The following is a 20,284-nucleotide window of genomic DNA, read 5'->3' on the forward strand; positions in this document are numbered from 1 at the left end:
TGTGGTCACCGTCCCGTCTCCACCATGGACGTGGGCGTGAACCCGAGCCGGAACGTGCGAGCGCGCCGCAGGTCGTCGTTGTAGTCGATCTCGTGGACCGCCTTCGCGACCGGGTCGTTGACGTAGGCCCGGCTGGCATCCACCTGGATGGTCGGCGCCGGCGGCTCGTCGGATCCGGACGACGGTGCGGCGAGCAGCTTGGCCGTCGCGATCTCCTCACCGGATCCGGCGTCGTACGAGTGCAGCACGCCGTCCGCGGTCAGGGAGAGGACCGGTGCTCCGTCGCCGATGGCGGTCACGGCCACCGCGGGGCCGGTTTTCAGAAGCGTCCACTTCCTGGCGGAGAGGTCGAGCACCCAGATGCCCCTGTCACCGGTCCGCCCCGCCAGCGTCGTACTCCCTGGGCGGTGGGCGAACTCCCGGACGCGGTCGTCCTCGGACGGATTCCCGGGATAGCGGAGCTTCTCTCCCGAGAACACGCCGCCGCGCTCGGTGACAAGCAGCGCGCCGTCGGCGCATCCGAACACGGCACCTCGCCGTGTCACGGCCGCGCCGCGGGGTTCCGGGCACGGCTCGCCGATCCCGGCCACGGGGCCGCCGTCCCTGCCGCGCACCTCCACACGATCCGCCGCCCCGCCGCCGGGACCAGTGCCGGGCACGAGCAGATGCCCTCCGTACGGCACGACGGCGCCGTAGCGCCCGCCGACGACGAGCGCGGCGGTCTCGACGACGTCGCCCCGGTCGAGCGCGACGCGGTCGAGGACCTTCGCCGTGCCGTCGTCGAAGGTCAGGGCGATGGCGCCGGCGTCTCCGAAGACGGTTCGCGGGCGCCCTCCCGTCACGATCCCGACCTCGCGCGCGTCGGCACGGTAGTAGTGGGAGTGGTCACCGTGGTCCACGGTCCAGGCGCCGCTGTCTATGACGCGGGTCGCCCTGCCGCCGGGAGCGGTCAGATAGGCGAACCGGCCGTCCGCGCCCACGGCACCGCCGTCCGCGCTCCCCGCGCCGCCCACGGCGGCGACCTTTCCGGTGCTCGGGTCGAGGACATAGGCCGACCCCGTGTCGCCGTCGGCGATGACGAGCCGGGCCTGCGGCTCCGCGGTCTCCTCGGCGCCTTCGACGTATCCATGGGGGGTCGCCTCGTCCCGCTGCACAGGCGTTCCGGCGGCGTTCACATCGGCCGTGTTCACACTGGCGCATCCGGCCAGCAGCATCGCGGCGGACACGGTCGCGGCGAGCGCCGCGTTCGCCTTCCTGTTCCAGGTCATGACGGGTGCTCGGCTTCCGTACGGGGGTGGGCGACGGCGGCGGACGGGTCCGATCCGGTACGGCGGAGCCGCGGCGAGCCCGCCGGGGCCGACGCGAACGCCCGCAGGCATGCCGCCGACATGAAGAACAGGGACACGGAGACGGCGGCGATCGTCGCGCCCGCGGCCGTGCCCAGATGCCACGACACGATCAGGCCGGTCACCGTCGAGCCGACGCCGAGCAGGGCCGCCCCCAGCATGATCGTCGGAATGCGCCGGGCCCACAGCGCCGCGGCCGCCGGTGGGGCGACGAGGAGGGCGAAGACGAGCAGGGTTCCGACAACGTGGAACGAGGAGACGACGGCGAGGGTGACGAGCCCCAGCAGCACGGCGTGAGCCGTGCCGGGCCGCAACCCGAGGGTGTGCGCCTTGCGCGGGTCGAAGGCGAGGGCGACGAAGGACCGGTGGCCGAGCATCGCGACCACGGCGGCGACCACCAGGGCGGCGACGAGCCAGAGCAGGTCACGCGGGCGGACCGCGAGCACGTCGCCGAAGAGGAACCCGGTCAGGTCAACCGCGAACGACTGGGAGTGCGAGACGACGATCACCCCGATGGAGAGCATCCCGGCGAAGAGGAGGCCGACGCTCGTGTCGTGCGACAACCGGGGTGACCTGCCGAGCGCCGTCACGCCGAGGGCCATCGTGCCCGCGCTGACCGCAGCGCCGAGCAGGATGTCGCCGCCGAAAAGCGAGGCGAGGGCCACCCCGGGAAGCATCCCGTGAGACATCGCGTCGCCGAGGAAGGCCAGGCCGCGCAGGACGACCCAGGTCCCGGCCAGGGCGCAGATCAGGGACACGAGGATCCCGCCCCACAACGCCTGCCGTACGAACGACACCTCGAAGGGGCTGAGCAACCATTGCATGGTCAACACTCTACAATGAAAACGGTTACCATTTTCAATGGAGGTGTCGTGGTGCGGAACGACGAGGACGCGGCGGTCGCGATTCACGGCGTCAGCGCGGGATACTCGCGGCGGACGGCCCTGCGCGAGATCACGGCCCGCATCCCGCGCTGTCGCGTGACCGCGGTGGTCGGCCCGAACGGCTCGGGGAAGTCCACGCTCCTGGGCGTGCTCGCCGGCGTCATCCGCCCGGTGTCCGGCTCCGTCGAACGGGCGAGCACACGACGTCCCGGCTTCGTCGTGCAGCGCAGCGCGGTCTCCGACAGCCTGCCGATCACGGTCAGGGAGGCGGTCGCGATGGGGCGATGGGCTCATCGCGGTCCGTGGCGGCGGCTGTCCGCGCGGGACCAGGCGGTCGTCGACGACTGCATGGCACGCCTCGGCGTTCTCGACCTGGCCGCGCGCCAGTTGGGCGCCCTCTCGGGAGGCCAGCGCCAGCGCGCCCTCGTCGCGCAGGGGCTCGCCCAGGAGCCCGACCTCCTCCTGCTGGACGAGCCGACGACAGGGCTCGACCTCGAAGCGCGGCGGTACGTCTCCGACGTGCTCGACGACATGACGGCGTGCGGCGTCACAGTGGTCCACGCGACGCACGATCTCGCCGCGGCGAGGCGTGCGGACCACTGCCTGCTGCTCGATGACGGCCGGCTCGTCGCGGAAGGTTCGCCCGGCCAGATCCTGACCTCGGAGACCCTCGGACACCTCTGGGGGCCGACCCCCGGGAACGCGCTCGCCCCCTGAGGAAGGCACGGCGCGCCGCGCGGGGCCGGGAGCTCCGGCCCCGCGCGAAGGTCAGCGCGCGAAGGTCAGCCCGCGAAGGTCAGCTCTGCCGCAGGGCGGGCATCGGGATGGGGACGGCGTAGGCCGTGGCACCGGCGCCCACTCCGCCCTCGCAGGAGTTCGGGGGCGCGGTGGTCACGCCACGGGTGGACGGGCGTTCGGCAGCCCAGAACATGTACCCGAGCAGGCCCGGGGTCGTGCCGGCGCCGTTCGGCGCGGCCGACCGGACGAACGATCCGGTGGAGTTCTGCAGGGAGGCGGCGAAGTCCGTGCACTCGGTCCGGACCTTGTTGCCCTCGGCGATGTAGAGCGACCCGGTGAACTTGGCCGGGGCCAGCGGCGGGATAGGCGGCGCGTACGTGGGCTTTCCGTCGATGTGCTCCTGCCAGTTGGCGACGGCTCCGGAGATGCTGGGCTGGCGGGCGGGCACCATCGCGTTGGCGTAGTCCAGGACCGGGGTGTCGGTGCGCAGCCAGTCCGCGGTCGCCTTCCGGCCGATGGCGATGAGCCAGCGGGCGCCGGCGGCGAGGTCGATGGTGAGCCGGGCCGCTTGGTCGGCGCCGCTCGCGTCGTACGGCAGGACGGCGCGGTAGGCGTCTATGAAGGACTGGAGTCCGGTGAGGTTCGGCCCGCTGTTCTCCTCGTAGTCGATCTCGATGCCGACGCCGAGCCGCCGGGCGACCTCGGCCGCGTTGCGGCCCAGTTGCGCGGCGTTCTCGGCCAGCGCGGTGTTCCAGGCGTCGGTGTACGTGATGCCGCCGATGGAGAGCATCACCCGGATGCCGCGGCTCGCGAAGTAGCTCACGATTCCGGGGGTCATGCCTCGTGGTACGCCGTCGAGGGTCTGGGCGTCGGTGGTCTTGCGCAGCAGCTTGACGGGGTGGACGAAGCTCAGCACCACGACGTTGACCGACGGGCGGCCGTCGCCGCGGTCGATCAGCCAGTGGTTCTTGGAGTCGAACTCGGCGGTGTCGCGGACGGCGCCCCAGACGCAGGCGTCGTCCCCGCAGTGCCAGGCGCCGTACACCTGGAGCGGGGTCGCCGCGGCCCCGGCGGGGGCGGGGAGGAGAAGGGGCAGGAGCAGACAGAGGAGTGCGGCCAGACGACGCATGCCAATACCTCCGTACGCGGAGAAATTGGAAAGAAGGTTAACTTAAGATGGGCGTGCCGTCCCTGGCCGCGAGGACACAGCCTTCTCCCGGCCCCCGGAGGGGCCGGGAGCCCGGTCAGGCGCGCAGTGCGGCGAGCACCTCCTGGGCGGCGCGCGCACCCTCGGTCGCGCCGCCGTCCATGTAGCCCTGGAAGTCGTAGGACGTGTGCTCTCCGGAGAGGTGCACGTTGCCCTGGGCGGTGCCCTCGTAGCCCCCGTACCTGTGCACGTAGCCGACGGGCCAGCACGCGTAGGCGCCCAGCGAGTAGGGGTTCTTGTGCCACGCCGAAAGCTGCGCGCGTCCTGTCCAGGCGGCCTTGGTGCCGGGGAAGACCTGGTCGACCTGGGTGAGCGTCGAGGCCACCAGCGAGCGGACATAGGGGTCGTCCGCGGTCGCGAACGGGGACGACGGTTCGAGCGCGCGGGCCAGCCTGCCGCCGCCGTACTGGATGAGGATGCCGGACGATCCCGCCTGCCCCTTGGTGGTGTCCCAGCACTGCTGGAAGGGCATGTCGGTGAAGCAGTCGCCCGCCGACACACCGGGCCAGGGACCTGTGCCGACCCACGGGCGACTGGAGAACTGCATGTTGAGCTTCGTGCAGTGCCCCATGCGGGCGTCGCGCAGCAGGCTGGTCATCCGGGTGTCGAACCCCGCTCTGGACAGGTCGAGACCCTGCAGGATGGGAAGCGGCACGGTGATGATCGTGTGGTCGGCGGTGACGGTCTTGGTGGTGCCTCCGTTGTCGAAGGTGAGGGTCTGCGTGCCGTCGGCGTTGGCCCGCACCGCCAGCAGCTTCCAGCCCATCTGGATCGACCCCGCGGGCAGCGAGGCGGCGATGGCGTTGGGAAGCTGGTCGTTGCCGCCGACAATGCGGTAGCGCTCGTCAGAGAGGCCCCAAACGTTGAAGTGCCCGGGGTTGGGCTGGTAGCCGAGCAGCAGGATGAGGGCGAGCGATGACTGGTCCACGGTGTCGGCGCCGTACTCCACGTTGTAGGCGACGTCGAGGAAACGGCCCAGGTTGGAGGAATGCCCGCCCGGCACGCGGGACTCGATCCATTCGTACAGGGACATGTTGTCCAGCGCGGTGCCCTCGGGCGTGGTGCGGTTCCACTTCACCTCACCGGCCGCCATGAGGTCGCGGTGGAGGGTCTGGTAGATCTCCTTGAAGTCCGCGTCAGCCTGGGCACGCGGGTAGTAGCCGCCGTCGAAGCGCAGGATCTCCGCGGAGCTGTTGGGCCCGGATCCGGCGAAGTCGACCGTGGACAGGCCGAATCGGCGGCACAGTCCGAGGGTCTTCTTGTGTCCCTGGTCGATCAGCTCGCCGCCGATCTCGGAGATCTGTCCCCCCGTCCACAGCGATCGCTGCGAGTACATGCGGCCACCGACCCGCGACGGGTTCGCCTCATAGACGATCGGCGTGGCCCCGGCGTCGCGCAGGGTCAGCGCGGCGGTCAGGCCGGCGATGCCCGCGCCGATCACGGCGACCCTGGCGGGCCGGGGCGGCTTGGCTGCTGCGGCGAGGACGTCGTCGGCGCGGGCCGGCCGTGGCAGCGCGGCGAACGCGGCCGCGCCGAGACCCACGACGGCGGCGCGCCGGAGCAACTCGCGCCGGGCGATGCCCCGCGGCTCGGCCGCGGCTTCGGCGCGCAGGCCGCGCAGTTCGTCGACGGGGATGCCCAACCTGCGGGCGTCGGCGTGTTCAGACGCCAGTCGCTGGAGCGCACGCAGTGAAGAGGTTCGGGCCATGGGGGGTGTTCCTCCTGATCATTTTGCCGCAGCCCAGCCTGGAGATCCGGAGTCGTCGCGAGAAGCTGGCAACCTGTAGCTGATCACAGGAATCAATTGACATGACGGAGCGCGCCTCGCAGTCGGCGATGTGATAAGCGCGCGAGGCGAGAGCACCCCGACGTAGCCCCTGGCCGCTACCAACCCCGGCCTATTCCGGGGTGGGCTCCTCCACGTCGTCGGAGGCGTCCGCGCCCGGCACGTACCAGCCCTGCCACGGGCCGTCCTCGGGATCGCCTTCGGCGTCCGGGGACTGGGCCAGCGGAGGCAGCCAGTCCAGATCCCCGCCACGCGGGGGCCGGCTACCCGGTACCCAGATGTTCGTCATTGCTTCCCCCAAACAGCGCTCGGTCGGACCCGGCCGCGAACCCGGCCCGTGCCGTACGGGCAGGCCGGGAACGGGCAGGCCGGGGCCTTCTCCGTCGTGCCCGCCGCTGCCCCCGTTCGCCCAGGTCAAACGCGGTTCCCCCGCGTACGGCCGGACACGTGCGCGTCCGCAGCGCGTCCGGGGCGCGTCCAGATCGACCGGCCGGCGCCGGGCGGGATGCTCGCGCGACTGGTCCAGACCACCTCGCCTCGGTCGGGGTTCCCCAGATGGGGCCGGCTTCCCGGATCGGGATTCGTCCTTTCGGCCGGCTCCGCGTGCGGGTGGAGCTCTCGTAGCCTCAACCGCGTGAATGTTCGGGAGTGGCCGGCCGGGCGGGCCGGGATCGCGGCCGACGTCGGGCTCGGCGCCGTCGGGTCTAGACCCCGCAGACCGTGCGGAGCAGGTGGGCGGTCGCGTCGATCATGCCGTCCCTGGCGGCCGCGAGGCGGGGCCGGGGGTCCGCGCCGGACGGGTTCTCCGCGAACGACCCGCTGATCGCCTCGGTGAAGGCCACGTTCAGCGCGGTACCGATGTTGATCTTCTTCATGCCGGCCGCGACGGCCTGGCGCAGCTCGTCGTCGGGCACGCCCGAGGAGCCGTGCAGCACCAGCGGCACCGGCAGCGCCGCGCGCAGAGCCGCGATCAGCTCGTGGTCCAGCCGCGCGACGCGGGAGGTCATGGCGTGTGAGCTGCCGACCGCGACCGCGAGGGCGTCCACGCCGGTGGCGGAGACGAACGCGGCGGCCTCGACGGGGTCCGTGCGGACCCCGGGCGCGTGCGCCCCGTCCTTCCCGCCCACCTCGCCGAGCTCGGCCTCCAGCCACAGGCCGTTCTCGTGCGCCCACTCCGCGGCGGCCTTCGTCCTGGCGACGTTCACCTCGTACGGATCCCGCGACGCGTCGTACATCACGGAGCTGAACCCGGTGTCGGCGGCCTGGTACATCAGCGCGTCGTCGGTCACGTGGTCGAGGTGGAGAGCGACCGGCACGGCGGAGGCGGCGGCGATGGCGCTCGCCGCGGCGGCGAGCGGGTGAAGCCGGCCGAGCCGGAACCGGACGGCGTTCTCGCTGACCTGCAGGATCACCGGAGCGCCCACCCGCTCGGCCGCCGCCGCGACGGCCTCGGCGTGCTCCAGGGTGATGATGTTGAACGCGCACACTCCGCCGGGGGCGGTCGCGACTATCGAGGCGGTCGTGGCGAGGGGCATGTGATCTCCTGCAGGAAGTCGCGGTAGGCGGTCGGGTCGATGTCCCCGGCGACGGGGGAGAGGACGGCGGCGGCCGACATCGCGGCCGCGTCGGCGAGGGCGCGGGGCCAGTCGAGCGGTCCGGGCGACAGCAGCGCTCGGGCCAGTGCGGCGGCCACCGCGTCCCCCGCTCCGGTGGGGTTGCCCGACAGGCGCCGCGGCGGATGTACGGCCCAGGTTCCGTCGGGGGTGACGCCGAGCAGGCCGTCCGCGCCCCGGGAGACGACCACGGCGGCGGGCCCGGCGGCGAGCAGCCGCCGCGCGGCATCCTCGGCGGGGCCGGGCCCGGCCACCCGGGCCAGCTCGGCGGCGTTCGGCTTGGCGATGTCGGGCCGCGCCGCGAGCCCGAGCCGGAGCGCCTCGTGGTCGGCGTCGAGCAGGACTCGCGCGCCGCGGGCCCGGGCGTCCGCGGTGAGCTCGGCGTAGGCGTCCGCGCCGATCCCCGGCGGCAGGCTGCCGGACAGCACGACGACCGCGGCGTCCCGGCACAGCTCGTGGAACAGGGCGCGGAACCGCCGCCACTCCCGTGGGGTGACGGCGGGGCCGGGCTCGTTGAACACCGTGGCGTCGCCGGACACCACCGTGACGGTCCGCCGGGACGTGCCCGCGATCGCGCCGAAGCGGGCCGCGATCCCGGCCCGGGAGAGATCGTCCGCGATCTCGGCTCCGGTGCCGCCGCCGACCAGCCCGGTGACGAGGACGTCGGCGCCGAGGGAAGCGAGCACGCGGGCCACGTTGACGCCCTTTCCTCCGGCTCGCTGGTGGACGGCGGTGACCCGGTGGCTGGAGTTCGGCACCAGCTCGTCCACCTCGTACGTCACGTCCAGAGCGGTGTTGAGGGTGACGGTGAGGATCATGTCGCGAACCCGGCCTCCTGATGCGTATTTCTGTGCACAATATGCCATTAGCAATCAAATATGCGCAAGCCGGAGGTCGGATACGCTTCGCGGAGCGAGAACGGCGGAAGCGGCGAAGAGGCGAGGAGACCCCCATGTCGAGCCATGAACGGTGGAACGCGCTGCTCGCGATCCTGGCCAGGGACGGCAAGGTCGAGGTGGACGCCGTGGCCGTCGAGCTCGGCGTGTCGGCCGCCACCATCAGGCGCGACCTCGACCACCTGAGCCGCCAGCAGATGCTGACGCGGACCCGGGGCGGCGCCGTCGCCGGAGCGATCTCCTACGACCTTCCGCTGCAGTACAAGGCGGCCCGGCACGCCCCGGAGAAGCATCGCATCGCCACGGCCGCGGCGGCGCTGCTCCCGCCCGGATCGATCGTGGGGCTGAATGGCGGGACCACCACCACCGAGGTCGCCCGGTCCCTCGCCAGCCGCGCGGACCTCGACCGGCAGGGCGGCGAGCCGAGCGTCACCGTGGTGACGAACGCGCTCAACATCGCCAACGAGCTCGTGGTCCGCAGGCACGTCAAGATCGTGGTGATCGGAGGCGTCGCGCTGCCCGCGTCGTACGAGCTGATCGGTCCGCTCGCGGACGGTGTCCTGCGCGAGATCTCACTCGACTTCGCGATCCTTGGCGTGGACGCGCTCGACCCGGAGGGCGGCGCGTTCGCCCATCACGAGGGCGAGGCGGGCATCAACCGGCTCATGGCCTCGCGGGCCGGACGGGTGATCGTCGTCGCCGACTCCTCGAAGCTCGGCGTCCGGGCATTCGCGCGGATCTGCCCGTGCTCCGCCATCGACACCCTGGTCACCGACCGGGACGCCCCCGCCGACATGGTCCAGCGGTTCCGGGACGCCGGCGTCGAGGTGGTCCAGGCCTGATCCGCACCCCGCGCCGCCTGATGCGGGGTCGCAGCGGGGTCACAGCGGGGTCACAGTGGGGTCCCAGTGGGGTCACCGCACGCCTCTCGCTTCACGTGATCGCGCGATCCTGGATCGTGGCGCGTGACTGTATGTGTGCTTTTGGCATAGCCTGATAGCTCATATACGAGCAATATGGGGCTAGTGTGCGCAACATTGCGCATCGCGGTGCCCGCTGTTGGGCCACCTGTGGCTGCCGTGCGGCCATGATGCGGTCACTGTGTGGTCATGGTGCGGTCGCTGTGCGCATTTCCCTCGAATGGGGGCGGGGGCGGCTCCGGGGTGGTGCCCGGTGGATGTGTCCGGCCGGGGCGCCGCCGCCTCCGAGTGCGGCCTGCCCGGTATAGACCGCCGCCGTTTTCCCGAAGTCCCTTCGTTGTAAATCCGATATTTGCCGGTATAGACCGGCCCTTTGCCTCCTGTTTACCCTTGGCTCCCAAGTCGCATGTACGCGGCTTATCCGCTGTTCGGCTCTCAACCGGTACAGACCAGTCATCCCCAAAGCAAGGTGGTATTCGTGATGAGCAAGAGGATCGCCGGGGTGGTCACCCTCGGCGTGGCCGCCACGCTGGCCCTGTCCGCCTGCGGCGAGTCGGGCGGCGGCGACAGTGCCGGAGGCGACAAGGCCGCGGGCGGCTCGGTGACGCTGAAGCTCGTCGCCGCCGACTACGGCGACGGCCCCACCGCGGACAACAGCGGCGACAAGTTCTGGAAGGGCGTCGTCGACGAGTTCCAGTCCGCCAACCCGTCCATCAAGGTCGACGTCCAGGTCATCAACTGGAACGACATCGACACCCAGGTCGCCACCATGGTGCAGAACGGGCAGATGCCCGACATCCTGCAGACGGGCGACTACTCGGGCTTCGTCAAGGACGGCCTGCTGTACAAGGTCGACGAGGTGCTCTCGCCGAACACCCAGTCCGACCTGCTGGAGAAGTTCGCCGAGTTCGGCAAGGTGGACGGCGCGGCGTACGGCATCCCGTTCGTCTCCTCCGCCCGCGCGCTGTTCTACAACAAGGACCTGTTCGCCAAGGCCGGCATCAGCGAGCCGCCCAAGACCTGGGACGAGCTGAAGGCCGACGCGGAGAAGCTGAAGAAGGCCGGAGTCTCCCAGCCGTTCGGCCTGCCGCTCGGACAGGAGGAGGCCCAGGGCGAGTCGTTCCTGTGGTTCATGGGCAACGGCGGCGGCTACAAGGACGCCTCGGGCACGTGGGCGATCGATTCCCCGCAGAACGTCGAGACCTTCACGTTCCTCAAGGAGCTGACCGCGGCCGGCCTCACCACGCCGAACCCCGGCACCAAGGACCGCAAGACGGTCTGGGAGGACTTCGCGGCCGGCAAGGTCGGCATGGCCAACGGCGGTCCCATGTCGATGCCGATCTTCGAGAAGGGCGGCCTGACCAACTACGGCGTCGCCCCGATCCCCGGCAAGAGCGGCCCGCTCGAGACCACCCTCGGCGTCGAGGACTGGATCATGGCCTTCAACAAGAACGGCCACCAGGAGGAGATCAAGAAGTTCTTCGACTTCTTCTATGCCTCGTCCGCCGCGCAGAAGATCAGCGACACCTACAAGCTGCTCCCGGTGACGAAGTCGGGCATCGAGAAGCTGTCCAGCGACGAGAAGCTCAAGCCGTTCCTCGACGCCCTGCCGAACGCCACCTTCTACCCCTTCACCGACCCGAAGTGGTCGGAGGTGAACACGCAGATCAAGCAGACGATCGGCGGCGCCGTCACGGGTGACCCCGCGAAGGTCCTCGGCGCGATCCAGAAGGTCGCCACGGCCGGATGATCCGGTGGTACGGCCCGCGCCCCGGAGGCGCGGGCCGTACCGCTGCGGCCGTATGGCTTCGGCCGTACCTCTTCGCAGGAAGCAGGAGTAATGCAGCAGACCTCCCCCCTGAAGCGGACGGCCCGCGCGCTGGCGCCGCTCCCATGGATCGGCCCAGCCATTGTGCTGATCGCCGTCGTGGTCGTGTGGCCCGTCGTCGCGATGATCCAGTCGTCGTTCCTGAAGATCAACCGGTCCGGCGTGGTCCAGGGCTCGAACGGCACGGCCAACTACACCAAGCTGTTCGAGGAGCCCGACTTCCCAGGGGTCATGGCGCGCAGCGTGATCTGGGTGGTGGCGGTCGTCGCCATCACGATCCTGCTCTCGCTCGCCCTCGCCCAGCTCTTCAACCAGCGCTTCCCGGGCCGCCGCCTCGCCCGCTGGGCGATGATCGCGCCGTGGGCGGCGTCGGTGCTGATGACCGGCATCATCTTCAGGTGGATGCTCGACCCCGAGGTCGGCCTCCTCAACATGGTGCGGCGCGACCTCGGCCTGATCGACGCCCTCGGCGGCGCCGACGCCGACCAGCTCGGCCAGGCGGCCACCGCCATGCCCTGGCTGATCGCCGTCGCCGTCTTCGTCTCCCTGCCGTTCACGACGTACGCGCTACTCGCGGGGCTGTCGACGATCCCGGCGGAGGTCTACGAGGCGGCCAAGACGGACGGCGCCTCCCGGCTGCGCACGTACTGGTCGATCACGCTGCCGCTGCTGCGGCCCGCGCTGACCGTGGCGACGCTCATCAACGTGATGAACGTCTTCAACAACTTCCCGATCATCTGGGTGATGACGCACGGGCAGCCCGGCTACTCGACGGCCACGTCCACGATCTTCATGTTCATCCTCAAGCGCTCCGACATCGGCGAGTCCGCCGCGATGTCCGTCGTGAACTTCGGCATGGTGATCGTCCTGGTGGCGATCTTCCTCAAGGTCAGCAAGTGGAAGAACGAGGTGTCGTGATGACCGCCACCGAGACCTCTCCGGTCGCCGCGCCGTCGCGCGCCGCGAGCGCCGGTCCCGCCCGGCGGCTGCCGCGGACCAGGACGGTGGTCGTCGCCGCCGCCGCGTACCTGATCGCGTTCCTCTTCCTGTTCCCATACCTGGTGATGATCCTGACCGCGCTGCGACCCCAGCGGGAGCTGCGCGAGCCGGCCTACCTGCCGACGGAGTTCGCCTGGGAGAACTTCGTCAACTTCTGGTCGGGCGGGTTGTCCGGGAACCTGCTGGTCACCCTGCAGGTCGCGGCCGGATCGACGATCCTGGTGCTGCTGGTGGCCATGCCCGCCGCGTACTACACGGCCCGGCACCGCTTCCGCGGCCGCACGGCGTTCCTGGTCCTGGTGCTGGTCACCCAGATGTTCCAGCCGACCGCGATGCTCGTTGGGATCCACCGCGAGTTCACCCAGCTCGGGCTGGCCGACACGATCTGGTCGCTGATCCTGGTCAACGGCGGGTTCAACCTGGCCTTCGCGGTGTGGATCCTCAACGCGTACTTCTCCTCGATCCCGCGCGAGCTGGAGGAGGCGGCGTTCATCGACGGGACGGGCCGGTTCGGGGCGCTGTTCCGGATCACGCTTCCGCTGGCCGCGCCGGGTGTGGTCACCGCGCTGATCTTCACGTTCATTGCCGCCTGGAACGAGTTCGTGGTCGCGCTCACCCTGACCACCTCGCCCGAGCGGCAGCCGCTGACCGTGCGGCTGAACTCCTTCATCGGGCAGTACCAGGTCGACTGGCAGAACCTGTTCGCGGGCTCGGTGATCGCCACCATCCCGGTCATCATCCTGTTCGCGCTGATCGAGCGGAAGGTCGTCTCCGGCCTCACCGCCGGATCCATCAAGTAGCCCGCGTACGGCCCCGGCGCACGCCACGGGGCCCGCTCCCGGCAGGGAACGGGCCCCGCGGCACGCGTGCGGTTCGGCCTCGCGGGGGACCAGCGGCTATCCGCAGTGTTCGAAGGGGCTGTTGTAGCTGTTGCCGCCCGCGCTGCCGCCCCACTTGACGCAGGTGCCGGCGGCGGAGGCCCGTACGGGGCCGGCGTAGTAGCCGAAGTTGCCCGAGTCGGTGATGCGGCTCTTGCCCTGGACCTCGAGGTAGGCGCTGGTGGCGGTCGCGGTGCCCAGGGAGGTCTTCTTGAGAGTGGTGACGCAGTTGTAGCCGTTGGAGGTGTTGTAGAGGAGGTAGACGGTTCCGGCGGAGCCGAGGGCGGCGGAGTCGATCACGCTGTAGCCGCTGCCGCACACCTGCTCGGGCGTGTACGGGTTGGTGCTGCCGCCGCAGTTCTTGGACGTCACGGTCTGGACCGGGTAACCGAACGTGACCCCGTTGAACTTGGCCTTCTGGATGTTCGCCGGGTAGGTGGTGGCGTCGGTGCGCACCTCGTAGTGCAGGTGCGGTGAGATGTTGTTGCCCGGCTTGCTGGTGTTGCCGACCTCGCCGATCTTCTGGCCCTGGCTGACGGTGGCGCCCGCGCTCACCGAGCGGATGCGCAGGTGGGCGTAGTAGGTGTACCAGCCGCCGCCGTGGTCGATCTTGATCAGGTTGCCGAAGCCGTTCGCCGAGCCCTGGTGCGCGGAGATCACGACCGTGCCGGAGGCGGCGGCGACCACGGGGTCGCCCAGGTCGGCGTCGGGCGTGCTGCCCCGGTTGAAGTCGATCTCCCACGACTGGTGGGCGCTGCTCGCATTGGAGTCGCCGGTCCAGGTCTGGCCGCAGGGGAAGGGCAGCTGGAAGAAGGGCTCAGCCATGACCGCCGCGACGGAGGCGCCAGCGGTCGCGGAGGTGGCGGCTGAGGCTGCGGTGGCGGCGGCGAAGCCGGTCGAGGAGCCGGCGGTGATGCCGAGCAGCAGTGCCAGCCCCGCCTTGACGATGGATGTGAGTCTCACGCGGATCCTTCCTCGCGGACGACCGCCGGATTCTCCTGACGGAGGCCGCGAACTGACTGTGGAGCCCACCTGAAAGGTGCTGATGGGAATCAAGGGTCAGGATTGGCCGCACATGGAACGTCCAAAATCCATACAAGGGGCTAGCGAAGATCTGACATAAGGCGATAAATGGTGGCAGTGCCTCTGTCAGAGGAGCAGGCGATCATGACGCTTGATCAGCCAACGCACAGAGTCCTCGGCTCACTGGACGTCCGACCGGCGGGGCGGCCCCTCCGGATCGGTGGCCCGAAACCGCGGACGCTGCTCGCCACATTGCTGCTCGACGCCAACCGGACGGTCGGCACGGAGCTGCTCGTCGACGTTCTGTGGCCCAGGTCCCGCCCGCGTTCGGCCGTCGCGAACCTGCGCACCTACGCGAGCGCGCTCCGCGCCGCTCTCGGCCCGACCGGCGCCGTCGTCCAGGCCCGGCCCGGGGGCTACGCCATCGAGGTGCCTCCCGGGGACCTCGACCTCCTGATCTTCGAAGAGCTGGTCGCGCGGGCCGGGCGGGACCCGGCGGACGCACCGGCCCACCTGCGCCGCGCGCTCGCGCTGTGGCGCGGCCCCGTCCTCTCCGACCTGCCGGGCAGCCCCCTGTGGGACCGCCGCATCCAGGAGATCTCCGAGACGCGGCTCCGCGCCTCCGAGGATTCGGTCGCGTGGCGGCTGGCGGCACGGGAGTACCCGGCGGCGATCGCCGAGCTACGCGGCCTGCTCGCCGAGCATCCGTTCCGGGAGGACCTCTGGCAGCGGCTCATGCTCGCGCTGCACTGGAGCGGCCGGCAGGCCGAAGCGCTGCGCTGCTACGGCGAGATCCGGCGGCAGCTGGTCGCCGAGCTCGGCGTCGAACCGGGCCCTGAGCTGCGGCGGGTCCACCTGGCGATCCTGTCCGGAAACACGACCGCCCTCCCGGAACCCGCCTCCGCCTCATCAGACGCCTCATCAAACAATGCGGTCGCCGTACTCGCTCCGCGCCAGCTTCCTCCGGACGTGCCGGACTTCACCGGCCGCGCGGAGGCCGTCGCCGCCCTCCTGGACGCGCTCACTCTCGCGCCCCCGCCGCAGTCCCCGGACGGGCCTCCGGCGATCGCCGTGATCGTCGGACCGCCCGGCGTGGGCAAGTCGGCGCTCGCCGTCCACTGCGCGCAGGCTGTACGCGACCGGTTCCCCCACGGGCAGCTCTACCTGTGCCTCGGCGGCGTGTCCGGCGCGCCCGCGGAGCCCGCCGACCTGCTCGCCGAGGCGTTGCGGGCGCTCGGGGCCGCCGGGGCGGCCCTGCCGTACGGACTGCACGAGCGGGCGGCGCTCTACCGGTCGCTGCTGGCCGAGCGTCCCATGCTCGTGCTGCTCGACGACGCCGCCGGAGGCGCCCAGGTCCGGCACCTGCTGCCCGGCACCGGCTCGGCCGTACTCGTGACGAGCAGGCGGCGGATCACCGAGATCCCCGGTGCGGTGCTGGTGGAGCTGGACGCGCTGCCCCGCTCCGAAGCCGTGGAACTGCTCGGCAGGATCGCCGGCGCCGACCGGGTCGGCGCCGAGCCGGAGTCGGCCACGGCCATCGTGCAGGCCTGCGGGTGCCTTCCCCTCGCCGTCAGGATCGCCGGGGCACGGCTGGCCGGACGACCCGGCCGGCCGCTGCGCGTGCTCGAACAGCGCCTGGCGGACGAGTCCACCCGGCTGGGCGAGCTGTGCGTGGGGGATCTTGAGGTACGGGAGAGCCTCGACCGGAGCTACCGCCTGTTGCCCGCCGACGCCGCGCGGGCCCTGCGGGCGCTCGGGACGCTCGGCTCGCACCCCCTCCCCGCCTGGGTGGTGGACGCGATTCTCGACCGGCATCACGCGGACGACGTGACGGACGTCCTCGTCGACGAGAGCCTGCTGCGGCCGGTCGGCGTCGACACGCTCGGCCGGCCGCGGTACCGGCTGCACGACCTGGTCCGCTGCGACGCCAGGGAACGGGCGGAACGCGATCCGGAGCCGCACGCCCTGGCCCGTGTCGTCGGCGCCTGGCTGGTGGCGGCGGAGCAGGCCGCGGCGGGACTGCCCACCACCCTGTTCAGTGTCACGCCCACCGCGGCGGCGCGCTGGACCCCGGCCGATGACGCGCTCGGGCGGCTCGCGGAGGACCCGCTCTCCTGGTTCGACCAGGAACAGGACGCCCTGTTGCGGGCGGTCGAGCTGGCCGCCGAGGCCGGGCTGGCCGGGTCAGCCTGGGGACTCGCCGCGGTCCTCGTGCCGTTCTTCGACCTGCGTTGCCACCTCGACGCGTGGCAGCGCACGCACCAGGCGGCCCTCGACGCCGCCCGCGCCGCCGGGGATCGGCACGGTGAGGCGGCAATGCTCCGCGGGCTCGCGCAGGTGTGCCTCTACCAGGACCGCTACCGTGAGTCGGCCGAGATGTTCCGGCGCTCCCGCGCAATGTTCCGGCAGGTGGGAGACACCCGAGGCGAGGCGATCTCCATCTGCGGGCTGGGCGCGGTCACCCAGTTCCGCAACGACCACGCCACCGCGTTCCGCTACTTCCAGCAGGCCCTCGCGATGTTCCTCCGTCTGGACGACCGGCAGGGCGAGGCGTACGCCCGCCAGGCCGTCGGCCGTGTCCTGCTGAGGTCCGGCGATCTCGCGCAGGCGGCGGAATGGCTGGACGGCGCGATGCGGCTGGCCAGGGACATGGGTGACGCCCACCGCGAGGGGTGCGTCTCCATGCAGGTCGGACGGCTGCACGATCTCTCCGCAGACGCGGACGCGGCGATGCGCTTCCACGGGCGGGCGCTGGACATCTTCGAGCGTCTCGGCGACCGGCACTGCGGGGCCTACGCGATGCAGGGAGTCGGCGGCATCCAGGCGGCACGGGGCGACTTCCGGCACGCCTCCATCCAGCTCGAACGCTCGTTGACGATCTTCCAGCAGCTCGGCGATCTGAGCGGCGCCGCCGCGAGCAGCCAGATGCTCGGCGAGCTGCACCGCTCGGCGGGCCGTACCGGCCTGGCCAGGGACTACCTCGACCGGGCCGTCTGCCTACGCCGCGGCCTCCGCGCCGGAGCGGGAACGGCATCTGGCTGATCGTGGCCGCGCGTTCCTATGCCCGCCGTACCCGGCCGAGCTGTGCCTCGCCCTCGTAACGGCGGCGTACCCCGGCGAAATCGACATGCGGGACGACCTGCGGCAGCAGAACGGCTTCTACAACTGACGCAGCGCCTGCATGGCGTCCTTCTCGAGGCGCGAAAGATCGTGGAGGATGACGCCGGCCTGCTCCAGGTACCCCGCGTCGCCGCTCTCTCCAGCCTTCGTGATCAAGGTGGACACGTCCGTCCACAGGACGGCGGCCTCGGCGTACAGCCTGTGACCGGCGCGGAGGTTGCCGTCGTCGATCAGCCGGGTGCACTCGTCGAGGAAGTCGCGATAGAGGGAGCGAAACAGGGCACCGCCGGTGCCGCCCTTCTCCATGAGGAGGGCGGCCTGCGGCAGGTCCTGCTGCGGCTCGCCGGCGCGTAGCAGCCATCTGGGCACCTGCTTGCCGGCTTTCTCGATGCCGCGGTGGCCCAGGTTCGCGATGGGAGCGGCGAGGAAGGCGTCGGCGCAGTCTTTGATGGCGGGGATGATCTGGTCCTGCCAGGAAAGCGGGTGAGCTGGCAGGGTGATGGTGAAGGATCGGTTCCTGGCGGTCATCGGGCCGCGTTCGGCCCGTGCCATGGCGAGGCCGGCCCGGCTGGTGCGCACCGCTCCTCCCTGCTGGTCGGTGTCCACGAGGTAGACGTCGTGCTCGTCGTAGCCGTACATGGCGACGACATGGCCGCCGAAGTGCACCTTGGACCGGAAATAGTCCAGGTGATAGCAGTCGAGCTGGAGGCCGACCGGCCGACCGGCATCGATGGGGGCGGCCACGTTCTCCCACGCCTTGCGCGGCGAGGTGGTCTCCTCGACCATTAACGTCAGCCCCAGCCTGGCGGCCAGGTTCCTGGTGAGGTCGAAAGGCTTGACGCGGCCTCCGAGAAAGGGGAACGCCATGCTCTTGCTGTCCCAATAGATGAAGGACAGGCCCGAGCCCAGCCCGAACAGCATGGGCTCGGACAGATCAAGTCCCTCATGCCGTAACAGCACCCCCAGCGCCGTCGTCTCGCAGTGGTGCATACCGCGAGCCTCGATGTCCTTCACGATGGTCATGCGTCGCTCTCCTCATGCTGACGTGGCAAACGGTCACGCCGTCCCCGTCCCAGATACCTTCATGATCAACCATTGGGGACCGCTGGGAGTAGCATGAGGCCTCCCACAGTGGGAGAGTCCAGCCGCACGACAGGGCAGCGGCGGCTTCGGGAGCTGGTTTGAACGGGGATCGCCACCTACCTCGACGGCATGGACCTGCTCGAACCCGGCCTCGTGCCGGTGGGCGCCTGGCGGCCGGGCCGGGGCAGGGACGCCGAGGTCGATCTGAGCAGGCCCACTGTACTCGGAGGCGTCGCCCGCCTCCTGTGATCGCGTACAAAAGGCGTCGCCGGGGCAGCCCCGTAACGGGGCCCCGACGACGCCTTTCGTCGACCGTGGTGCTGGAACTCCCGGCTATGCCGTCCTGGCCCAGTCGAGCAGGTTTGCAGCGGTTTCGAACCGCCGGTTGGAGACGGACTCGCCGAGGATGACGCCGACCAGCCGGTGCCCGTCGCGGTCGGCGGCGAAGGTCAGGCAGAAGCCCGCCGCCTGGGTGAAACCGGTCTTCACGCCGAGTGCGCCCGGCGTGTCGAGCATCTTGTTGGTGTTGATCCACGTGTAGGAACGGTGATCCGCGGTGCTCGGGACGTGGTGCCTCCGGGAGGAGGTGACGGCCGTGAAGGTCGCGTCGCGGAGAGCCACCTCCGCGAGCCGCGCCTGGTCCCGCGCGGTGGAGTAGCCGTCGCCGCCGGACATGGGCAGCCCGTCGGCGTTGACGTACCGGGTGTCCTTCAAGCCGAGCCGGTGCGCGGTGGCGTTCATCTTGGCGACGAACCCGTCGAGCCCGGGGCCGTACGTGCGGGCCAGCGCGTGAGCCGCGTCGGCGCCCGAGGGAAGCATCAGGCCGTACAGCAGGTCCTTGACCGCGACCTTGTCGCCGGGCCGCAGGTCGGCGCTCGTGGCGCCGTTGTCATCGGCGTGCTCGACGTCGGCGGAGGTGATCGTGACGGTGTCCGTCAGCTTGGCTTCCTTGAGGACGACGAATGCCGTCATCACCTTGGTGAGGCTCGCCACCGGCATGCGCTTGGAGGCCTGCTTGCTGAGCTGGACCTTGCCGGTCGTGGCGTCGATCAGATATGCCGCGCGTCCGTAGACGGCGGGAGCGTTGTACGCGGTCTCGGTGACCGGAATCCGTGTCGGAGTGGCCTGCGCGACCGCGGGCGTGGCGAGCCCGCCGGCGAAGGTGAGGAGGGCTGCGCAGACGGTGAGTCGAACTTTCCCGTTGTGCATTTCCCCAGGTTGCCATGCATTTGACAGTGCCTTTGACGAAAAGCGTGTCCCTATTGGTAAAACTTTGCCGCCGGCTGGAAAGGGGCCGTGGCGCCCACTTCGGCCAGGTGTCGCCAGGTGTCGTATCGGAGGTCGGTCGCGACTGGCGCGGCTACGGCGACGGCCGGGCCCAGAGTGGAGACCTTTGGGCGATCGAGCTCTGATCGGCTGCCGCTTGTAAACCCCCAGGGGGTATGTTGCGTCGGCATTGCCCTCGCCGTGTTCGCGCCGGCCCAGTGCGGCGGAAAAGGCACAGGCTCCGACACCCGCGGAAATACCATAGGGGGGTATGGTGTTATAGTCGGTGCAGTGCGAGTGAGAGGGGTGGAGAGATGGCCGGATACAGCGACACCAGGCAGGAGCACCTCCGGCGGCTGCGCCGAATCGAGGGGCAGGTCCGTGGCCTGCAACGGATGGTCGAAGAGGACAAATACTGCATCGATATCCTCACCCAGGTGTCGGCGGCCAGCCGAGCCCTGCAGTCCTTCGCCCTCGCCCTCCTCGACGAGCACATGGCACACTGCGTGGCCGAAGCGACGGCCAAGGGCGGCGCTGAGGCGGAAGCCAAGATCAAGGAAGCCTCCCAGGCCGTCGCCCGCCTCGTCCGTTCCTGATCCGTGTCACTTCTCCGCGACGCGTCGGCCTCGGCGGAGCGGTCACGTCGGCACAGGCCTGCCAGCACAGTTCTAATCGCACAGTTCTAACAGAACAACGT

The 20,284-nt window shown here is 70.6% G+C and carries 18 protein-coding genes; 8 read left to right on the forward strand and 10 right to left on the reverse strand.

Features of this window, described 5'->3' with window-relative positions; all coding sequences use genetic code 11:
• Window positions 1-5: 5 nt before the first annotated feature.
• Both QSK17_RS12555 and aztB read right to left on the reverse strand, forming a co-directional pair.
• Window positions 6-1,268: an ABC transporter gene (locus tag QSK17_RS12555; protein WP_285704838.1), complete on the reverse strand. Its 1,263-nt coding sequence runs from the start codon at window positions 1,266-1,268 to the stop codon at window positions 6-8.
• Window positions 1,265-2,170 carry a zinc ABC transporter permease AztB gene (aztB, locus tag QSK17_RS12560; protein WP_285704839.1) on the reverse strand — a complete coding sequence of 302 codons (906 nt, stop codon included), beginning with the start codon at window positions 2,168-2,170 and terminating at the stop codon, window positions 1,265-1,267. Before aztB ends, QSK17_RS12555 begins: the two co-directional genes overlap by 4 nt.
• A gap of 48 nt (window positions 2,171-2,218) precedes the next feature.
• Here aztB and aztA point away from each other — a divergent pair, with 48 nt between their 5' ends.
• Window positions 2,219-2,947, forward strand: coding sequence for a zinc ABC transporter ATP-binding protein AztA (gene aztA / locus QSK17_RS12565; RefSeq protein WP_285704840.1), 729 nt, complete (start codon window positions 2,219-2,221; stop codon window positions 2,945-2,947).
• A 79-nt stretch (window positions 2,948-3,026) separates the two neighbouring features.
• On the opposite strand, the gene QSK17_RS12570 is transcribed toward aztA, so the two are convergent.
• From QSK17_RS12570 to QSK17_RS12590, 5 genes are all read right to left on the reverse strand, one after another.
• Window positions 3,027-4,097: a glycoside hydrolase family 18 protein gene (locus QSK17_RS12570; protein WP_285704841.1), complete on the reverse strand. Its 1,071-nt coding sequence runs from the start codon at window positions 4,095-4,097 to the stop codon at window positions 3,027-3,029.
• A gap of 115 nt (window positions 4,098-4,212) precedes the next feature.
• Window positions 4,213-5,883, reverse strand: coding sequence for a flavin monoamine oxidase family protein (locus tag QSK17_RS12575; RefSeq protein ID WP_285704842.1), 1,671 nt, complete (start codon window positions 5,881-5,883; stop codon window positions 4,213-4,215).
• Window positions 5,884-6,073: 190 nt separating this feature from the next.
• Window positions 6,074-6,250 (reverse strand): hypothetical protein, encoded by a 177-nt coding sequence (locus tag QSK17_RS12580; protein WP_285704843.1) that lies wholly within the window; start codon window positions 6,248-6,250, stop codon window positions 6,074-6,076.
• A 415-nt stretch (window positions 6,251-6,665) separates the two neighbouring features.
• The gene (locus QSK17_RS12585) at window positions 6,666-7,496 is read right to left on the reverse strand and encodes a class II fructose-bisphosphate aldolase (RefSeq protein ID WP_285704844.1); all 831 of its coding nucleotides are present in this window, start codon (window positions 7,494-7,496) and stop codon (window positions 6,666-6,668) included.
• The gene (locus QSK17_RS12590) at window positions 7,469-8,392 is read right to left on the reverse strand and encodes a 1-phosphofructokinase family hexose kinase (protein ID WP_285704845.1); all 924 of its coding nucleotides are present in this window, start codon (window positions 8,390-8,392) and stop codon (window positions 7,469-7,471) included. The genes QSK17_RS12585 and QSK17_RS12590 overlap by 28 nt, the downstream gene beginning before the upstream one ends.
• A gap of 134 nt (window positions 8,393-8,526) precedes the next feature.
• Here QSK17_RS12590 and QSK17_RS12595 point away from each other — a divergent pair, with 134 nt between their 5' ends.
• The 4 genes from QSK17_RS12595 to QSK17_RS12610 all read left to right on the forward strand — a co-directional run bounded on the left by QSK17_RS12595 (window position 8,527) and on the right by QSK17_RS12610 (window position 13,017).
• Window positions 8,527-9,312 (forward strand): DeoR/GlpR family DNA-binding transcription regulator, encoded by a 786-nt coding sequence (locus QSK17_RS12595; RefSeq protein WP_285704846.1) that lies wholly within the window; start codon window positions 8,527-8,529, stop codon window positions 9,310-9,312.
• A gap of 559 nt (window positions 9,313-9,871) precedes the next feature.
• The gene (locus QSK17_RS12600; protein WP_285704847.1) at window positions 9,872-11,140 is read left to right on the forward strand and encodes an extracellular solute-binding protein; all 1,269 of its coding nucleotides are present in this window, start codon (window positions 9,872-9,874) and stop codon (window positions 11,138-11,140) included.
• Window positions 11,141-11,230: 90 nt separating this feature from the next.
• A complete protein-coding gene (locus QSK17_RS12605; protein ID WP_285704848.1) occupies window positions 11,231-12,136 on the forward strand; it encodes a carbohydrate ABC transporter permease in 906 nt (301 codons plus the stop codon).
• Window positions 12,136-13,017: a carbohydrate ABC transporter permease gene (locus QSK17_RS12610; RefSeq protein WP_285704849.1), complete on the forward strand. Its 882-nt coding sequence runs from the start codon at window positions 12,136-12,138 to the stop codon at window positions 13,015-13,017. The genes QSK17_RS12605 and QSK17_RS12610 overlap by 1 nt, the downstream gene beginning before the upstream one ends.
• 96 nt (window positions 13,018-13,113) lie before the next feature.
• On the opposite strand, the gene QSK17_RS12615 is transcribed toward QSK17_RS12610, so the two are convergent.
• Window positions 13,114-14,058 (reverse strand): M23 family metallopeptidase, encoded by a 945-nt coding sequence (locus QSK17_RS12615; protein ID WP_285704850.1) that lies wholly within the window; start codon window positions 14,056-14,058, stop codon window positions 13,114-13,116.
• Window positions 14,059-14,262: 204 nt separating this feature from the next.
• On the opposite strand from QSK17_RS12615, the gene QSK17_RS12620 reads away from it, so the two are divergent.
• Window positions 14,263-17,160, forward strand: a complete 2,898-nt coding sequence (locus QSK17_RS12620) for an AfsR/SARP family transcriptional regulator (RefSeq protein ID WP_285704851.1) — start codon at window positions 14,263-14,265, stop codon at window positions 17,158-17,160.
• Between the two features lie 117 nt (window positions 17,161-17,277).
• On the opposite strand, the gene QSK17_RS12625 is transcribed toward QSK17_RS12620, so the two are convergent.
• Window positions 17,278-18,261, reverse strand: a complete 984-nt coding sequence (locus tag QSK17_RS12625; RefSeq protein WP_285704852.1) for a BtrH N-terminal domain-containing protein — start codon at window positions 18,259-18,261, stop codon at window positions 17,278-17,280.
• Window positions 18,262-18,429: 168 nt separating this feature from the next.
• Between QSK17_RS12625 and QSK17_RS12630 the strand changes: the two genes are divergently transcribed.
• Window positions 18,430-18,570, forward strand: coding sequence for an SAM-dependent methyltransferase (locus QSK17_RS12630; RefSeq protein ID WP_285705046.1), 141 nt, complete (start codon window positions 18,430-18,432; stop codon window positions 18,568-18,570).
• A gap of 84 nt (window positions 18,571-18,654) precedes the next feature.
• On the opposite strand, the gene QSK17_RS12635 is transcribed toward QSK17_RS12630, so the two are convergent.
• Window positions 18,655-19,530 (reverse strand): D-alanyl-D-alanine carboxypeptidase family protein, encoded by an 876-nt coding sequence (locus QSK17_RS12635; RefSeq protein ID WP_285704853.1) that lies wholly within the window; start codon window positions 19,528-19,530, stop codon window positions 18,655-18,657.
• Between the two features lie 371 nt (window positions 19,531-19,901).
• Between QSK17_RS12635 and QSK17_RS12640 the strand changes: the two genes are divergently transcribed.
• On the forward strand, window positions 19,902-20,183 hold the full coding sequence (locus tag QSK17_RS12640) for a metal-sensitive transcriptional regulator (RefSeq protein WP_285704854.1): 282 nt from the start codon (window positions 19,902-19,904) through the stop codon (window positions 20,181-20,183).
• Window positions 20,184-20,284 lie beyond the last annotated feature (101 nt).

Origin of the sequence: Microtetraspora sp. NBRC 16547, from assembly GCF_030268965.1 — a bacterium.
In the GTDB taxonomy this organism is placed as follows: Bacteria; Actinomycetota; Actinomycetes; order Streptosporangiales; family Streptosporangiaceae; genus Microtetraspora.

Coding starts and splice junctions, on each gene's coding strand:
- QSK17_RS12555 (WP_285704838.1), bottom strand. CDS start 1,268: ATGACCTGGAACAGGAAGGCGAACGCGGCGCTCGCCGCGACCGTGTCC.
- aztB (WP_285704839.1), bottom strand. CDS start 2,170: ATGCAATGGTTGCTCAGCCCCTTCGAGGTGTCGTTCGTACGGCAGGCG.
- QSK17_RS12570 (WP_285704841.1), bottom strand. CDS start 4,097: ATGCGTCGTCTGGCCGCACTCCTCTGTCTGCTCCTGCCCCTTCTCCTC.
- QSK17_RS12575 (WP_285704842.1), bottom strand. CDS start 5,883: ATGGCCCGAACCTCTTCACTGCGTGCGCTCCAGCGACTGGCGTCTGAA.
- QSK17_RS12580 (WP_285704843.1), bottom strand. CDS start 6,250: ATGACGAACATCTGGGTACCGGGTAGCCGGCCCCCGCGTGGCGGGGAT.
- QSK17_RS12585 (WP_285704844.1), bottom strand. CDS start 7,496: ATGCCCCTCGCCACGACCGCCTCGATAGTCGCGACCGCCCCCGGCGGA.
- QSK17_RS12590 (WP_285704845.1), bottom strand. CDS start 8,392: ATGATCCTCACCGTCACCCTCAACACCGCTCTGGACGTGACGTACGAG.
- QSK17_RS12595 (WP_285704846.1), top strand. CDS start 8,527: ATGTCGAGCCATGAACGGTGGAACGCGCTGCTCGCGATCCTGGCCAGG.
- QSK17_RS12600 (WP_285704847.1), top strand. CDS start 9,872: ATGAGCAAGAGGATCGCCGGGGTGGTCACCCTCGGCGTGGCCGCCACG.
- QSK17_RS12605 (WP_285704848.1), top strand. CDS start 11,231: ATGCAGCAGACCTCCCCCCTGAAGCGGACGGCCCGCGCGCTGGCGCCG.
- QSK17_RS12610 (WP_285704849.1), top strand. CDS start 12,136: ATGACCGCCACCGAGACCTCTCCGGTCGCCGCGCCGTCGCGCGCCGCG.
- QSK17_RS12620 (WP_285704851.1), top strand. CDS start 14,263: ATGACGCTTGATCAGCCAACGCACAGAGTCCTCGGCTCACTGGACGTC.
- QSK17_RS12625 (WP_285704852.1), bottom strand. CDS start 18,261: ATGACCATCGTGAAGGACATCGAGGCTCGCGGTATGCACCACTGCGAG.
- QSK17_RS12635 (WP_285704853.1), bottom strand. CDS start 19,530: ATGCACAACGGGAAAGTTCGACTCACCGTCTGCGCAGCCCTCCTCACC.
- QSK17_RS12640 (WP_285704854.1), top strand. CDS start 19,902: ATGGCCGGATACAGCGACACCAGGCAGGAGCACCTCCGGCGGCTGCGC.